Source organism: Pseudomonas syringae group sp. 26L6, from assembly GCF_032587815.1.
GTDB lineage: Bacteria > Pseudomonadota > Gammaproteobacteria > Pseudomonadales > Pseudomonadaceae > Aquipseudomonas > Aquipseudomonas amygdali.
Genome location: NZ_JAWHPJ010000041.1, coordinates 70090 through 85131 on the forward strand (window position 1 = coordinate 70090; position 15042 = coordinate 85131).

Sequence of the window (15042 nt, forward strand, 5' to 3'; positions counted from 1 at the left end):
CGAATCATGGCTTTGACTCTGCAAAAAGGTGGCAACCTTTCGCTGTCGAAAACCGACCCTACCCTGACCAATGTACTGATTGGTCTGGGCTGGGATCCGCGTGCCACTGACGGCCAGGAATTTGACCTGGACGCCAGCGCATTTCTGCTGGGCGCCAATGGCAAGGTCCGCAGTGAAGCTGACTTCATTTTCTACAACCAGCTCAAGAGCGCCGATGGTTCCGTCGAGCACACCGGTGACAACCGTACCGGTGCTGGTGATGGCGATGACGAAGTGCTCAAGGTCAATCTGACCAGCGTTCCTGCTGACGTGGACAAGATCGTCTTCGTTGTGACCATTCACGACGCTGACAGCCGCAAGCAGAACTTCGGTCAGGTGGGCGGCTCGTTTATCCGTGTGCTGAATGAAAAATCCAGCTCGGAAATCGTTCGCTACGACCTGGCGGAAGACGCCTCGACTGAAACCGCGATGATCTTCGCCGAGCTGTATCGCAACAATGGCGAGTGGAAGTTCCGCGCAGTGGGTAGCGGCTTCGCCGGTGGCCTGAAAGCTGTGGCCAACTCTTTCGGCATGAATTTCTGATTCGCGCCTAACCATTTTTCCAGAAAGGATTACGAACATGGCAGTAAGTCTGAGTAAAGGCGGTAACGTTTCGCTGTCGAAAGAGGCTCCGGGCCTGACAGAAATCACCGTGGGCCTGGGCTGGGATCCACGTGTTACCGATGGCACCGAGTTCGACCTGGACGCATCGGTCTTCATTGTTGGTGAAAGTGGCAAGGTGTTGGATGACAACAGCTTCATTTTCTACAACAACAAGAAATCGGCTGATGGCTCGGTCGAGCACTTGGGCGATAACCGTTCCGGCGCTGGCGATGGTGATGACGAGTCGGTAAACGTCAAACTCACCGGTCTGGCTGCTGCGGTCAAGAAGCTGGTTTTTGCGGTCACTATCCACTCGGCTGAAGAGCGCAAGCAGAGCTTTGGTCAGGTGTCCAACGCTTACATTCGCGTTGTGAACAAGGCTGACGGCAAGGAAATCGCTCGTTACGACCTGTCGGAAGACGCGTCGACCGAAACCGCGATGATTTTCGGCGAGCTCTACCGCAATGGCGACGAGTTCAAGTTCAAGGCCATTGGCCAAGGCTTTGCAGGCGGCCTGAAGCCGTTGGCAGAAGCGCACGGCGTGGCAATCGGCTAAACCCCGAGCAGCGCACGACAAAAACCCCTGCCAGCAATGGCGGAGGTTTTTTATTGGGGCTGATTACGAGGCTATCGTTGCGCACGCTCCAGCGTAGGACGCATCTTGCGACGCTCTGCATCGCAAAGAGGACGCAGAAGAGCGATAGTTGATGATCGTTCCGCACGCTCCAGCGTGGGAATGCAGTTCTCGACGCTCTGCGTCGCAAAGAGGACGCAGAGCGTCCGGAACGGCATGCGACGCGGAGCGTCGCACGATAGTTGAGATAGTTGAGATAGTTGAGATAGTTAAGATAGTTAAGATTGTTGTTCCGCAGGCTCCGGCTGGGAAAGCAGTTCTCGACGCTCTGCGTTGTACGATAGCTGAGAGCTCGATGCGTTACAAAATCCCTGCACCCTTTGCCGCTTTCAGCCAGTCGGGAAACTCTTCCATCAGCAGGTCATAAAGCTTTTCTTCCGGGATCTCGTCCAGGCGGTCGAGGGCGAAGAAGTTGCAGTTGTCGACAACGCGACCGCCCAGGTCATCAAGTTTTTCCAGAATGCCGTAACCGCGTCCGCCAAGGCCGACGAACTGCCAGAAGATCGGCAGCTTCGCCGCTTCGGTCATCAACCTTGTAATTTCGCGATCCTGATGCACGCCGCCGTCGCTGATGAACAGGATGTAGACCGGAGTCTTGTCACCGGACTTCTTGTAGTAGTCGATGACCATGCGCATTGCCTTGGGCTCATCGTTGATGCGTGCGCCCAGTTCCCAGTCTTTCCAGCCGCCATGGTCGGTTCTGATGAAGTTCTGAAAGTTGCTCAGCGTCACCGCATTCAACTGCTGTGGCTTCGCCCCGAAAGCCCAGCAGTCCAGTGCGCCGTCGTCGTCGAAATGCACAGCAAGCGGAATCAGGCGATCTACCACTTCCTGAACATGACCGCGGGTGTACTGCGGATTCATCGAACCGGACGCATCCAGTACCAGACCAACCCTGGCCTTGGTATCGGTCAGTCTGGCTTTTTCCAGGCTGACCTGAGCCTTCTTGGCCAGGCTTATCAATTGCGGCGCGGCGTCAGCGATTTTCTTTTCCAGCGAAATACGCGGGGGTGCTGCTGGCGCGGGTGCTGGAGCATCAGCCACCTCGCCGCCGAAATGCATCACCAGCGCGTCCAGCCCGGCGTTATAACCCTGCAGATTTGAGGCGATGCGCCACTCGCCGTTCTTGCGATAGATGTCGGCAACCATGATGGCTTTTTCGGCGGTGAAGGTTGCGCCGGAGAACTCACCGCGAGCCACTTCGCGGCCCTGACTGTGGATACTGAAATGGCTCGCCTGAATCTCGCTCATGGTGCCCGCACCATCGATGGACGCAGTAAATACCAAGCGCTCTATCGAGGCAGGCAAGCCCGCGAGCGATAGCTGAAAATCTCCGCCATTGACTTGTTTGACGCTGTTACAGGGGCTGCTCGGCTGATTGAAGAAAACCATGTAGCGGTCGTCCGACAGCTTGCCGTTGGCATCGACGCCGAAGCAGACGTAATCGATGACCTGTGCGGACTTGATGGCAATCGACAGGGTGAGATCAGAGCCCTGAATCAGGCCGGACAGGGGAACGCGTTGACCTTGAGTAATCTGCATGTCTCTTCCTTGGCAGTGAGGGCGCAGCATGGCCCTCGGTCGAGTGGCGATGTGCTGACGTTAACGTTCGCTTCTGCCCACCCCGGCAGGCCCTGCTGCCAGCATGCGCCCGGCCAGTCGTGAGAAGGGCAGGCTTTGCAGCCACACAGTGCCAGGCCCGGTCAGCCTGGCGAAAAACACGCCTTCGCCGCCGAACAGCATCGACTTGATGCCGCCACCAACCATGCGGATATCGTAATCGACTGTCTGCGTCATGGCCGCCAGACATCCGGTATCGACATCCAGCGATTCACCTGCCGCCAGCTCGATCTTGCGCACTGTGCCGCCCATGTGCACGAATACCCAGCCGTCGCCTTCCAGCTTTTGCAGAATGAAACCTTCGCCACCGAACAGGCCAGTGAGGATTTTTTTCTGAAACTGGATACCAATGGATACACCTTTGGCACCGGCCAGAAAGCTGTCCTTCTGGCAGATCAGTTTGCCGCCGAAATCACGCAGGTTCAGTGGCAGGATGGTGCCAGGGTAGGGCGCTGCAAACGCCACGCGCCCCTTGCCCGAACCCTGTTGCGAAAACACCGTGGTGAACAGGCTTTCGCCGGTCAGCATGCGCTTGCCTGCACCGAACAGCGAACCCAGCAGCCCTGAAGACTGGTTACTGCCGTCGCCGAAGATGGTTTCCATCTGCACGTCGCAGGTCTTGTACATCATCGCCCCGGCTTCGGCGACGGCGCTTTCGCCGGGATCAAGCTCCAGCTCGACGAATTGCGTTTCCGCACCGTACAGCTTGAAGTCCACGCCATCGGTGGTCTGCGCCAGGCCATAGCCGCCCGAGGCGTTCGGGTCTGGCGTGAATGAGGGACGCTTGGCAGGAGGTGCAGGTGCCGCAGGTGTGGATGCCGCCTGTGCGGGCAGCCCGGACGGCTTCGGCTGGATCATGTCTGGCGTCGGGTCCGGGAAAGGTGTCACGCCGTCCTTCTTCATAGCGCGCACCTGCGCCACCTGATAGATCGGTTGCCAGTCCGGCATGCCCTGTTTCCAGCACCATGCGCCGGGTGACTCACGGGCAATCAGCCGTGCAGCGTCCGCATCCATCGGGCCAAGCTGTCGGCCCGCATTCATCACAAACCATTGTTCCAAAGCGTCTACTCCCGAGCGAATCGTGACAGTCGTTTGTGCGCGCGTTTTTGCGCGATATCAGAGGCTCAGGCGCATGGACAGGTCCACGGCCTTCACGTCCTTGGTCATCGCACCAATGGAAATGTAATCCACACCGGTCTCGGCAATCACCCGCAGGGTGTCGTCATTGATGCCGCCGCTGGCTTCCAGACGGGCGCGGCCTGCGGTCAGCCGCACGGCTTCGCGCATGTCATCGAGGCTGAGCTCATCGAGCATGATGATATCGGCACCTGCGTCCAGCGCCTGCTTGAGTTCACTCAGACTTTCCACCTCGACTTCCACAGGCTTGCCCGGCGCAATCCGGTGTGCAGCCTCTACCGCCTGGGCAATGCCGCCACAGGCTGCGATATGGTTTTCCTTGATCAGAAACGCGTCGTACAGACCGATGCGATGGTTATGACAGCCACCGCAGGTGACGGCGTATTTTTGCGCCAGGCGCAGGCCCGGCAGTGTCTTGCGGGTGTCCAGCAATTTGACCTGGGTGCCCGAGACCATGTCTGCGAAGTACTGTGCACGCGTGGCCACACCCGAAAGCATCTGCAGAAAATTGAGCGCGCTGCGTTCGCCGGTTAGCAGCGAGCGAGCCGGACCTTCCAGGTGAAACAGCGCCTGATTCGGGCTGACCCGGTCGCCATCGGTCACCTGCCAGTGCACCGCCACGCGAGGGTCCAGTTGGCGGAAGACCGTATCGACCCATGCGGTGCCGGCGATCACCGCTGCATCGCGGGAAATGATGGTGGCCTTGGCCAGCCGTTCCGCCGGAATCAGTTGGGCGGTGATATCGCCGCTGCCGACATCTTCAAGCAATGCGCGGCGCACATTGGCTTCGATCTCGGCGGTCAGGTCGGCAATTCGTAAATTCGGCATAGCGGGCTCCAGTAGCAAAGTCGTCCGAGTATAAGGCACCGCACACCGCTAACCCACCTGCGGCGATGCTCAGGTGCAGCCTTGAGAACATGCAGTTGGTCGGTTTGGCAAATTCGTTTGCGATGGAAAGCGAATATCGCGGTCTATCGCAGCATATGAGTGCCTTGTCACAGTTCCAACGACAACCATAGAAGTGTCACTGGCGTTGATGACAAGTTTTGAAAGATAATCCGACTTGTAATTGACGTCATGACTTTGACGTTTTGCAAGGCCAAGCGGGTCGCTTCACAGTGCGAGGGTAGCAAGCCACGTTTGTGATGGGGTTCAGGTTGTTTCCTGTCAGGGGGTGTAATGCCGAACGACGAAAAAGTAGTGCCGTTGAGCAAACTGCTCCCCGCGCAGGGGGCCGGTACTCCTTTGGCCCGATTACCTGTTGTGTTGTTGCAGGTCCGCGACAAGGCGGCCCAGCAGCTCAAGGATGCGTTGCAGGCGCTGTTCGACAACGCCGACGATACGCTCTTCGAAATGGCTGACCGCGCCCGCAGCAATACTGATCAGAACATTTTCTTTGAAGCCATGCGCGACCTGCGCCTCAAGCGTAAAAGTATCGAGCGTGGCTTCCTCGACAAGTTTTATGAGTCTTTTCTGGCTTTGGGCCAGTATCAGATTCACGAGCCCGTGCTGCCCACCGCCGTGTCGTTCGATAAGCTGGCGCTGGTGCATAACGATGATCTCGAGAAGACTGTGGCGGTGGATGCCATGGTCAGCAAGGTCATGAGCCGCGACAGCCTCGCGCTGGGCCAGCTCACTGCCCGCCTGAATGTTCTGATTCCGCAAACCATCGCCGAGGATGCCAACCCGTTGGGTCCGGCAATGCTGTGCCGGTTTTTCCTCGATGCAGGACGTAGCCTTGGCGTCGAGATCAAGGTCAAGCTGATCATTCTCAAGCTGTTCGAGAAATACGTCCTGGCCAATACTGACCACCTTTACAGTGAAGCCAATCAACTGCTGATTGCCACGGGTGTGTTGCCGGACATGAAAGCACTGCCGGCCCGTCGATCGTCTGATCGGGCGGCTCCCAGGAATCGCGTCTCCGAGATGTCCGATCCTGGGCTGAATGAAGCCGCCGACAAGCTCGACAAGGGGGTGCAGGAGGTTTTCTCTGCCCTGCAGGAATTGTTGCTGCAGGTTCGCGGCAACCTTGCTCCGCGTCATGAGCCCAATGCCGAGGTTCGGCCGATTTCCAGTAGGGACCTGCTGCGCCTGCTTTCTCACCTGCAGCAGTACGTCCCGTCTCAAGACACCGCAGACGATTTTGACCTGCGCAATCAGCTGGAACAGTTGCTGACCCGAGTCAACGTCAAAACCGGCAAATCCAGGATTGTTGGCGGCGGCGACGAGGATGTGATCAACCTGATTGCCATGCTCTTCGAGTTCATCCTTGATGATCGCAACCTGACGCCTTCATTGCGTGCGCTGATCGGGCGCTTGCAGATTCCGATGCTTAAAGTAGCTGTGCTCGATAAAAGCTTTTTCAGCCGCGGCAGCCATCCGGCCCGCCGCCTGCTCAACGAAATTGCCACTGCCGCGCTGGGTTGGGGCAGCCGTGATGACTATCAGCGCGACTCGCTTTATCAACGCGTCGAGCAGATCGTGCAGCGCCTGCTCAATGACTTTGTCGATGATCCGGCAATCTTCTCTGAATTGCTGGCGGATTTTCTGGCGTTCACCAGTGACGAACGTCGTCGCAGTGAGCTGCTTGAGCAGCGCACCCGCGATGCCGAAGAGGGGCGCGCGCGTGCCGAACTGGCACGGCAGCAGGTGCAGCATGAGTTGAATCAGCGCCTGTTGGGCCGCACATTGCCGGAGGTGGTTGTGCGTCTGCTGCAGGAGGCCTGGAGCAAGGTGCTTCTGCTGACCTGCCTCAAGCATGGCGAAGAGTCCAGCGAATGGCAGGCCGGACTGGCAACCATGGATGAGCTGATCTGGAGCGTCGAACAACATGACGACCCCCAGGCGCTGCAGCGCTTGCTTGATCTGGTGCCCGGGCTGCTCAAGTCCCTGCGCGATGGCCTGACCAGCGCTGCGTTCGACCCGTTTGCCACCAGTGAATTCTTCAGCCAGCTGGAATCTCTGCATGTTCAGGCGTTCCAGCACTTCTCGCGCTTGCAGGAAGGCGGTGATGCCCAAGGTGGTGAAACGTCGTTGACAGGCGCACAGCTCGTTGAAAGCCCGCCGATGATGGCCGTTGTTGAAGAAATCGTTCTGGTCACACCCGAAGAGCGGATGCTCAATGAGCCGACTGTGCAGCTGCCTGCCGACGATGCCGGTCTGCAGATGGTCGACAAATTGCGCGTCGGTTGCTGGGTCGAGATTCAGGAAGATGAAGAGCACAAGCTGCGCTGCAAACTGACCGCGATTGTCGAGCCGACCGGGCGCTATGTGTTCGTCAACCGAACCGGCATGAAGGTCCTGGAAAAGACCCGTACCGGTCTTGCCATCGAGTTTCGGCGCGGTGCCGTGCGGATTCTCGATGATGCGCTGCTGTTCGACCGGGCACTGGAATCGGTCATCAGCAACCTGCGCAAGCTCAAAGGCGCCTGATCGTTATCTGATTGACCGTCTTGCCGACGCTCCGCGTTGGCATGCAGTTCGACGATCTGCGTCACACATCCCTGCTGTGTAGAGCGTGTTTCCTACACCGCGGGTCAACGGCTAAACCTCCACATCCATTCCTGTCGCGGGCATAATCAGCGCCACTTATCCGCCCGTTCAAGGAGCGCTCATGCAACTGGACTCCGCAAGCGGCTGGTGCGATGGCGTACAGCATTGCCCTTCACCCAACTTCAATGCGCGACCCGAAGGCGAAATCTCGCTGCTGGTCATCCACAACATCAGTCTGCCGCCTGCGCAATTCAAGACCGGCAAAGTGCAGGCTTTCTTTCAGAACCAGCTCGATAGCACCGAGCATCCCTACTTTGTGGGGATTGCCGATCTGCGCGTTTCAGCGCATTTTCTGATTGAACGTGATGGCGAGGTCATTCAGTTCGTCTCCTGTCTTGATCGCGCGTGGCACGCGGGGGTTTCCAGTTTTCAAGGGCGTGAGGGCTGTAATGACTTCTCTGTCGGCATTGAGCTGGAAGGAACTGACGAGCAGCCGTTCACCGAGGCGCAGTACGACGCTCTGATCGAGCTGACGCGTCAATTGCGTCGGGCTTTCGTGGCAATCACCCCCGAGCGCATCTGCGGTCACAGTGACATAGCGCCGGGACGCAAGACTGACCCTGGCCCCTTTTTTGACTGGGCCAGGTTCCAAGCGGCTTTGCTGGATTGATGTGAGGGACGAACAATGAGTTTTCTGGTGCTACTGCTGGCCGTTCTTGTCGAGAAGTTTTCGGCTCTGCGTCAGCGCGTTCAGCGTGACGGGCCCTGGCTGAAGGAACTGGCCAGGCTCGAAGCCAGCCCGCGGACGGCGACACGTCCCTGGGTCATGCTGGCGCTGCTGGTTCTAGTGCCTGTCCTGCTGCTGCAACTGGCGCTGACCATCATCGGCTCGGTGGCTTATGGCTGGCTGGTCCTGCCTATCCACCTGCTGGTGCTGATCTACAGCCTGGGTCGGGTTGACCTGATCGCGGTACTCGGGCCGTTTCGTGATGCCTGCAGGCGTGGTGATACGCAGGCCGCGGTGCACGTGGCCGGGCGCGACATGGGTGTGCAGGCAGATAACGGCGAGCAATTGCTGCACGGCGTGCAGGGCTACATGCTCTGGCAGGCGTTTCAGAGTTTCTTCGCCGTGATCTTCTGGTATTTCGTGCTCGGCCCGGTAGCGGCATTGGCCTACAGGCTGTTGGCGCTTGCCGCTGAACAGGGCACGACACCTGCACTGGTAGAGCGGGCAGGGCAACTGCGCCACGCCTTTGAATGGGTGCCGGTCAGGCTGCTCGCCGCAAGCTTTGCGCTGGTCGGCAACTTTGTAGCTGTGAGCCGCGTGATGTTGCACGAACTGCTCAACTGGAACATCAGCGCCGCACAGCTGATTACGCGTGTGGGTTGCGCTGCCAGCGAGGTGCCGCCGCCGGTGATCGGTCCGCAAGGTGTCACCGGTCTCGACATGCTCTGGGAGCTGCTGGTTCGTGCTGCAATTGTCTGGTACGCAGGATTTGCGTTGTGGACTCTGTTGCGCTGATTCGGCTCGGCAGTTTTGACCCAACGATTTTGACTTATGCGCTGGCCGTACGAGGCCAGCCGAACAGCTCGCAGGCATTCTCGGTGCTAGCCTGGGCCAGGCGCTCAGAGGGGATCTTCATCAGGTCGGCGAGCGCTTGGCAAATGTCAGGCAAGTGCTGCGGGCTGTTGCGCGTGTAGGGGTGCATGGCAGGTGCCATGTCCGGTGAGTCGGTTTCCAGCACGACGCTGTCCAGCGGCAGCTCGGCGATGACACGATGCATGCGCAGCGCCTGCGGCCATGTCGCTGCGCCGCCGAGGCCCAGCTTGAAACCCAGCTTTATGTATTCACGCGCCTCTTCACGACTACCTGCAAAGGCGTGAACAATGCCGCTGCGTTTGAGTTTGTGGCGTTTGAGGGCGGCAATTACGTCAGCGTGGCTGCGGCGCACATGCAGCAGGGCGGGCAGGTTGAAGTCTGATGCCAATTGCAGTTGTGCTTCAAAGAGCTCCTGCTGACGTGGCTTGTCCGGATGCTCGACGTAATAATCCAGACCGATCTCGCCCACTGCACACAGCTGCGGATGGCCTTGTAGACGCGTCAGCCAGTCCGCCAGCTCGTTCAGATGTTCGGTCCGGTGCTCATCAATGTACACCGGATGCAGCCCGAAAGCTGCGTGCAGGGCAGGGTTTGCTTCGGTCAGCTCCCACAGCCGCTGCCAGTTGCGCTGATACACCCCAAGCACCACGATGCGCTGCACGCCGAGTGACAGGCAGCTATCCAGGACCTGGGCGCGGTCGGCATCGAAGTCCGCAAAGTCCAGGTGGGTGTGGGTATCGATCAGCGTCACATTCACACCTCGTGAATACGTTGCTTGAAGGCGCGTGCAATGGCATGCACACCAGGCTGATAAGTATCCTTCTCGATAGCGGCCAGGGCTAGTCGCAGCGCCGTGTCGGCGATCAACTGATGCTGCTGGGCCATGGCATTGACGGGCAACGGCAGGAAGTCCAGCAGTTGTGTATCGCCAAAGGTGCCCAGATGCAATTGAGTCGATTGCAGTGCCTGACTTTGCAGCACATCGAACACGCCCTGCAGCAGCACATAGGACGTGGTGATCAGCGCATCGGGAAAATGCCCCTCACGCTGTAGCATCTCGGTCATCAAACGCTGGCCACACTGACGGCTGAACGCTTCGCCGTGCTCGATGATGGTGGCCCCGGTAAAGCCGTCGAGTGCATGTTCGAAGCCTGCGGCACGTGCGCGACTGATGCTCAGCTCAGGGCGTGCTCCTATCAGGGCGATGTGTCGCGGTCGGGTTTGCAAGAGGCTGCGAGTCAGTTGCAGGCTTGCGTCATGGTCGTCGCTGACTACCGAGCAGAAAAATTCGGGATTCATTTCCCGGTCGATGGCGATGATCGGCATGCCCTTGAGCTGCAAGTCGCGGTAGCTGTCGTCATCAGGTGGCAAGCAACTGGCGACCAGCAGTGCATCGCAACGTCGCGCACGGAAAAGCTGCAAGAGCTGCAGTTCGCTGACAGGGTCGTCATCGGAGCTGGCAATCAGCAGTTGATAGCCGAGACTGCGCGCGCCTTGTTCAAGCAGTTTGGCGATGCGCGCATAGCTGGGGTTTTCCAGGTCCGGCAGGATGAAGCCCAGCGTTTTGCTATGACGGCTGCGCAGGCCCGCCGCTTGCGGGTTGGGCCGGAAGTCGTGCTGCTCGACCACTGCCTTGACGCGCTCGACCGTTGCCGGGCTGATGCGTTGTTGTTCGGCCTTGCCATTGATCACGTAACTGGCCGTAGTGACAGAAACACCTGCCAGACGTGCGATATCGCTCAGTTTCACCCCGAAATTTCCTTTAGTCAGGTAAGTGGCTCTGGACAGTCGAATTATTTTTGCTATGACGATGATCTTTACACCAGACCGTAGGAAATTCCCATGTGCTTCAAGTATTTTGGGAAGTGTCCCACAGTGATCAGACCGACTGGGCTTCAATGAATCCCCAGAATCGAGTAACGTGCCGGGCAATTGTAGATTAAACGATTCAGCACGCCTGTTGTCTGCTGCAATCGAGATGAAAGTGATGTCCGATACGATGTCCGGACAAGCATCGCTTGCATCCCCCCAAGCTGTCGATCACGTGATCGTCATTAAAACAAGAATCAGGTGGCGCCTTGGCGCTGCACAGGAGTCAAGGCAATGCTCGAACTCACTCTGGAGCAAATATCCATGGCCCGGTCGGCTGTGGATAAAACTGCCGCACTTAAGCTGATTGCCGACCACCTGGTCGCTGATGGACTGGTTGCCGAGGGCTACCTCACCGGGCTGATGAGCCGTGAGCAGCAGGGCTCGACCTTTCTCGGTCAGGGCATCGCCATCCCGCACGGCACTCCCGAAACCCGCGATCTGGTGGTTACCACCGGTGTGCGTCTGATGCAGTTCCCCGAAGGGGTGGACTGGGGCGACGGGCAAATGGTCTATCTGGCGATTGGTATTGCGGCCAAGTCCGATGAGCACTTGCGTCTGCTGCAACTGCTGACCCGCGCATTGGGTGAAGAGGATCTGGGCCAGGCGCTGCGCGAAGCCAGGACGCCGGAAGACCTGCTCAAATTGTTGCAGGGCGCACCTCAGGAACTGGCGCTCGACGCACAGATGATCAGCCTCGGCGTATCGGCCGACGATTTTGAAGAACTGGTCTGGCGCGGCGCACGCCTGCTGCGCAAAGCCGACTGCGTGAGCAACGGGTTCGCTGCCGTGCTGCAGCAGGTTGAAGCGTTGTCGCTGGGTGATGGCCTGTGGTGGCTGCACAGCGAGCAAACGGTCAAGCGTCCCGGTCTGGCGTTCGTCACGCCGGACAAACCTATCCGCTATCTGGGCCAGCCGCTGACCGGTCTGTTCTGTCTCGCCAGTCTGGGTGAGGCGCATCAGGCGCTGCTGGAGCGTCTGTGCCTGTTGCTGATCGAAGGCCGTGGTCATGAGTTGGGCCACGCCACCAACAGTCGTGTTGTACTGGAAGCGCTGGGCGGCGAAGTGCCTGCCGAATGGCCGACCCAGCGCGTCCAGCTGGCCAACGCCCACGGCCTGCACGCCCGTCCGGCGAAGATACTGGCGCAACTGGCCAAAGAGTTTGACGGCGAGATCCGTATGCGCGTGCTGGAAAGCGGCGAATCTGCGGTGTCGGCCAAGAGCCTGAGCAAGCTGCTCAGCCTCGGCGCACGCCGTGGTCAGACGCTGGAGTTCATTGCCGAACCGACGATTGCCAACGACGCGTTGCCTGCCCTGATCGCCGCGGTAGAGCAGGGCCTGGGTGAAGAAGTCGAACCGTTGCCCGTTGCTTCAGAGGCTCAGGCTGCACCAGCGCCTGCTGCTGTAGCAAAGCCGCTCAACGCCCCGGCTGCTGGCAGCGTGTTGCAGGCCGTGCCTGCTTCGCCGGGCATTGCTATCGGCCCGGCCCACGTTCAGGTGCTGCAAAGCTTTGATTATCCGCAGCAGGGTGAGTCTGTGGCTGCCGAACGCGAGCGTCTGCACAAGGCGATCGGTGAAGTCCGCAGCGACATCGAAAACCTCATTCAGCGCAGCAAGTCCAAGGCCATCCGGGAAATCTTCATCACCCACCAGGAGATGCTCGAAGACCCGGAACTGACCAACGAAGTCGAGGCGCGCCTCAACAACGACGAAAGTGCGGCTGCGGCCTGGGCCATGGTCATCGAGACCGCTGCCGTTCAGCAGGAACAACTGCAGGACGCACTGCTGGCCGAGCGTGCCGCCGACCTGCGTGATGTGGGGCGTCGCGTGCTGGCGCAGATCTGCGGCGTCGAAACCGTTGCGGCCCCGGACGAACCTTACATTCTGGTGATGGACGAAGTCGGCCCATCCGACGTAGCCCGTCTGGACCCGGCGCAGGTCGCTGGCATCCTCACCGCCCGTGGCGGCGCGACCGCGCACAGTGCCATCGTGGCGCGTGCGTTAGGCATTCCCGCATTGGTCGGTGCTGGTGACGAGGTGTTGCTGCTCAAGCCAGGCACCGTGCTGCTGCTCGACAGCCAGCGCGGGCGGCTCACCGTCGCACCTGACGAAGCAACCCTGCAGCGCGCCGCTCAGGACCGTGATGCCCGCGAAGAGCGCCTCAAGGCCGCAGCGGCAGCGCGTATGGAGCCTGCTGTGACGCGTGATGGGCATGCCGTCGAAGTGTTCGCCAATATCGGCGACAGCACCGGGACGCCAGCGGCTGTGGAGCAGGGCGCGGAAGGCGTTGGCCTGCTACGCACCGAGCTGCTGTTCATGGCGCATTCTCAGGCCCCCGATGAAGCCACGCAGGAAGCTGAATACCGTCGCGTGCTGACTGATCTGGGTGGCCGTCCGCTGGTGGTGCGTACGCTGGACGTGGGTGGCGACAAACCACTGCCTTACTGGCCGATCGCCAAAGAAGAAAACCCGTTCCTTGGCGTACGCGGTATCCGCCTGACCCTGCAACGCCCGGATGTCATGGAAAGCCAGCTGCGCGCCCTGTTACGCGCGGCAGACAGCGGCCCGCTGCGCATCATGTTCCCAATGATCGGCACGCTTGAAGAGTGGCGTCAGGCGCGGGAAATGACCGAGCGGTTGCGCGAGGAGATTCCGGTCAGCGACCTGCAACTGGGGATCATGATCGAAGTGCCATCGGCGGCTCTGATTGCCCCGGTGCTGGCGAAGGAAGTGGACTTCTTCAGCATCGGCACCAATGACCTGACGCAATACACCATGGCCATCGACCGTGGTCACCCGACGCTGTCGGCCCAGGCTGACGGCCTGCACCCATCGGTGCTGCAACTGATCGACATGACCGTGCGCGCTGCGCATGCCAACGGCAAATGGGTGGGTGTGTGCGGCGAACTGGCCGCCGACCCGCTGGCGGTGCCGATTCTGGTCGGGCTGGGCGTGGATGAATTGAGTGTCTCGGCGCGCAGCATTGGCGAGGTCAAGGCGTGCGTGCGTGAACTGACCCTGAGCAGCGCGCAACAACTGGCGCAAAATGCGCTGACGGCGGGCAGCGCTGCCGAAGTTCGCGCGCTTGTGGAGGCTGTGTAATGGCTAAGATTCTTACCCTGACCATGAACCCGGCGCTGGACCTGACTGTGCAGTTGGGCCAGCTGGAACTGGGCCAGGTCAACCGCAGCAATGCAATGCTCACTCACGCAGCGGGCAAAGGCCTGAATGTGGCGCAGGTGCTGGCTGACCTGGGTCACGACCTGACCGTTGCCGGTTTTCTCGGTGTCGACAACCAGCAAGCGTTCGAGGCGTTATTCGAACGTCGCAACTTTGTTGACGAGTTCGTCCGTGTGCCGGGAGAAACCCGCAGCAATATCAAGCTGGCCGAAGGCAGTGGCCGCATCACCGACCTGAACGGCCCTGGCCCGCAGGTCAGTGAAGAGGCACAGCAAGCGCTGTTCGCCCGTGTGCAACAGATTGCATCAGGTTTCGATGTTGTCGTGGTTGCTGGCAGCCTGCCGCGTGGTGTCACGCCGGAGTGGCTGCACAAACTGTTGGTGATGCTCAAGGACCTCGGTCTGAAAGTAGCGCTGGACAGCAGCGGCCTGGCCCTGCGCGCCGGTCTTACCGCCGGGCCGTGGCTGATCAAGCCCAACACCGAAGAACTGGCCGATGCGCTCGACGCACCGATCATTTCCATCGCCGCGCAAGCCGAAGTGGCTGCTCGCCTGCACACGCAGGGCATCGAGCATGTGGTGATCTCTCAGGGCTCTGAAGGCGTGCACTGGTTCAGTCCAAGTGTGGCGCTGCACTCGCTGCCGCCCAAGGTCACGGTGGCCAGCACGGTCGGTGCGGGTGACTCGCTGCTGGCAGGCATGGTGCACGGCTTGATCACCGGTCAAGAGCCGCAGAAGACCTTGCGCACTGCCACAGCGATTGCCGCTATGGCAGTGACCCAGATCGGTTTCGGTATCACCGATGCCGCGCAACTCAAACGGCTTGAAGGCGGCGTCACTGTACGCAGCCTTTCAGAACAATAAGAGAG

The 15042-nt window shown here is 59.7% G+C and carries 12 protein-coding genes; 7 read left to right on the top strand and 5 right to left on the bottom strand.

The genetic code is table 11. The features are described 5' to 3' along the window. The first annotated feature begins 6 nt into the window (after positions 1-6). Together RYA97_RS17905 and RYA97_RS17910 are read left to right on the top strand one after the other, a co-directional pair. Positions 7-582 (top strand): TerD family protein, encoded by a 576-nt coding sequence (locus tag RYA97_RS17905; RefSeq protein WP_002552038.1) that lies wholly within the window; start codon positions 7-9, stop codon positions 580-582. Between the two features lie 37 nt (positions 583-619). Beyond that, positions 620-1198 carry a TerD family protein gene (locus RYA97_RS17910; protein ID WP_002552039.1) on the top strand — a complete coding sequence of 193 codons (579 nt, stop codon included), beginning with the start codon at positions 620-622 and terminating at the stop codon, positions 1196-1198. A 378-nt stretch (positions 1199-1576) separates the two neighbouring features. Here the strand turns inward: RYA97_RS17910 and RYA97_RS17915 are convergent, their stop codons facing one another. From RYA97_RS17915 to nadC, 3 genes are read right to left on the bottom strand one after another with little or no spacing between them, the layout of a single operon-like run. Then, complete coding sequence (locus RYA97_RS17915) at positions 1577-2818, bottom strand: VWA domain-containing protein (RefSeq protein WP_005782721.1); 1242 nt, start codon at positions 2816-2818, stop codon at positions 1577-1579. Between the two features lie 60 nt (positions 2819-2878). Further along, the gene (locus RYA97_RS17920; RefSeq protein ID WP_004667371.1) at positions 2879-3955 is read right to left on the bottom strand and encodes a TIGR00266 family protein; all 1077 of its coding nucleotides are present in this window, start codon (positions 3953-3955) and stop codon (positions 2879-2881) included. Positions 3956-4012: 57 nt separating this feature from the next. Beyond that, positions 4013-4861, bottom strand: coding sequence for a carboxylating nicotinate-nucleotide diphosphorylase (gene nadC, locus RYA97_RS17925; RefSeq protein ID WP_002552042.1), 849 nt, complete (start codon positions 4859-4861; stop codon positions 4013-4015). A 351-nt stretch (positions 4862-5212) separates the two neighbouring features. Here nadC and RYA97_RS17930 point away from each other — a divergent pair, with 351 nt between their 5' ends. The 3 genes from RYA97_RS17930 (at position 5213) to ampE (ending at position 9047) form a co-directional block, all read left to right on the top strand. Beyond that, positions 5213-7465 carry a DUF1631 domain-containing protein gene (locus RYA97_RS17930; protein WP_010196293.1) on the top strand — a complete coding sequence of 751 codons (2253 nt, stop codon included), beginning with the start codon at positions 5213-5215 and terminating at the stop codon, positions 7463-7465. A 181-nt stretch (positions 7466-7646) separates the two neighbouring features. After that, complete coding sequence (gene ampD / locus RYA97_RS17935; protein WP_004658638.1) at positions 7647-8195, top strand: 1,6-anhydro-N-acetylmuramyl-L-alanine amidase AmpD; 549 nt, start codon at positions 7647-7649, stop codon at positions 8193-8195. Positions 8196-8210: 15 nt separating this feature from the next. Further along, positions 8211-9047, top strand: coding sequence for a regulatory signaling modulator protein AmpE (ampE, locus tag RYA97_RS17940; RefSeq protein ID WP_010196296.1), 837 nt, complete (start codon positions 8211-8213; stop codon positions 9045-9047). A gap of 34 nt (positions 9048-9081) precedes the next feature. Here ampE and RYA97_RS17945 read toward each other — a convergent pair whose 3' ends face one another. After that, positions 9082-9882 (bottom strand): TatD family hydrolase, encoded by an 801-nt coding sequence (locus RYA97_RS17945; RefSeq protein WP_005782730.1) that lies wholly within the window; start codon positions 9880-9882, stop codon positions 9082-9084. Further along, complete coding sequence (gene cra / locus RYA97_RS17950; protein WP_004658635.1) at positions 9879-10874, bottom strand: catabolite repressor/activator; 996 nt, start codon at positions 10872-10874, stop codon at positions 9879-9881. Before cra ends, RYA97_RS17945 begins: the two co-directional genes overlap by 4 nt. A 354-nt stretch (positions 10875-11228) precedes the next feature. Between cra and ptsP the strand changes: the two genes are divergently transcribed. Both ptsP and pfkB read left to right on the top strand, forming a co-directional pair. After that, positions 11229-14096, top strand: a complete 2868-nt coding sequence (gene ptsP / locus RYA97_RS17955; RefSeq protein ID WP_316892814.1) for a phosphoenolpyruvate--protein phosphotransferase — start codon at positions 11229-11231, stop codon at positions 14094-14096. After that, positions 14096-15037 carry a 1-phosphofructokinase gene (gene pfkB / locus RYA97_RS17960; RefSeq protein WP_005745508.1) on the top strand — a complete coding sequence of 314 codons (942 nt, stop codon included), beginning with the start codon at positions 14096-14098 and terminating at the stop codon, positions 15035-15037. The genes ptsP and pfkB overlap by 1 nt, the downstream gene beginning before the upstream one ends. Positions 15038-15042: the final 5 nt, after the last annotated feature.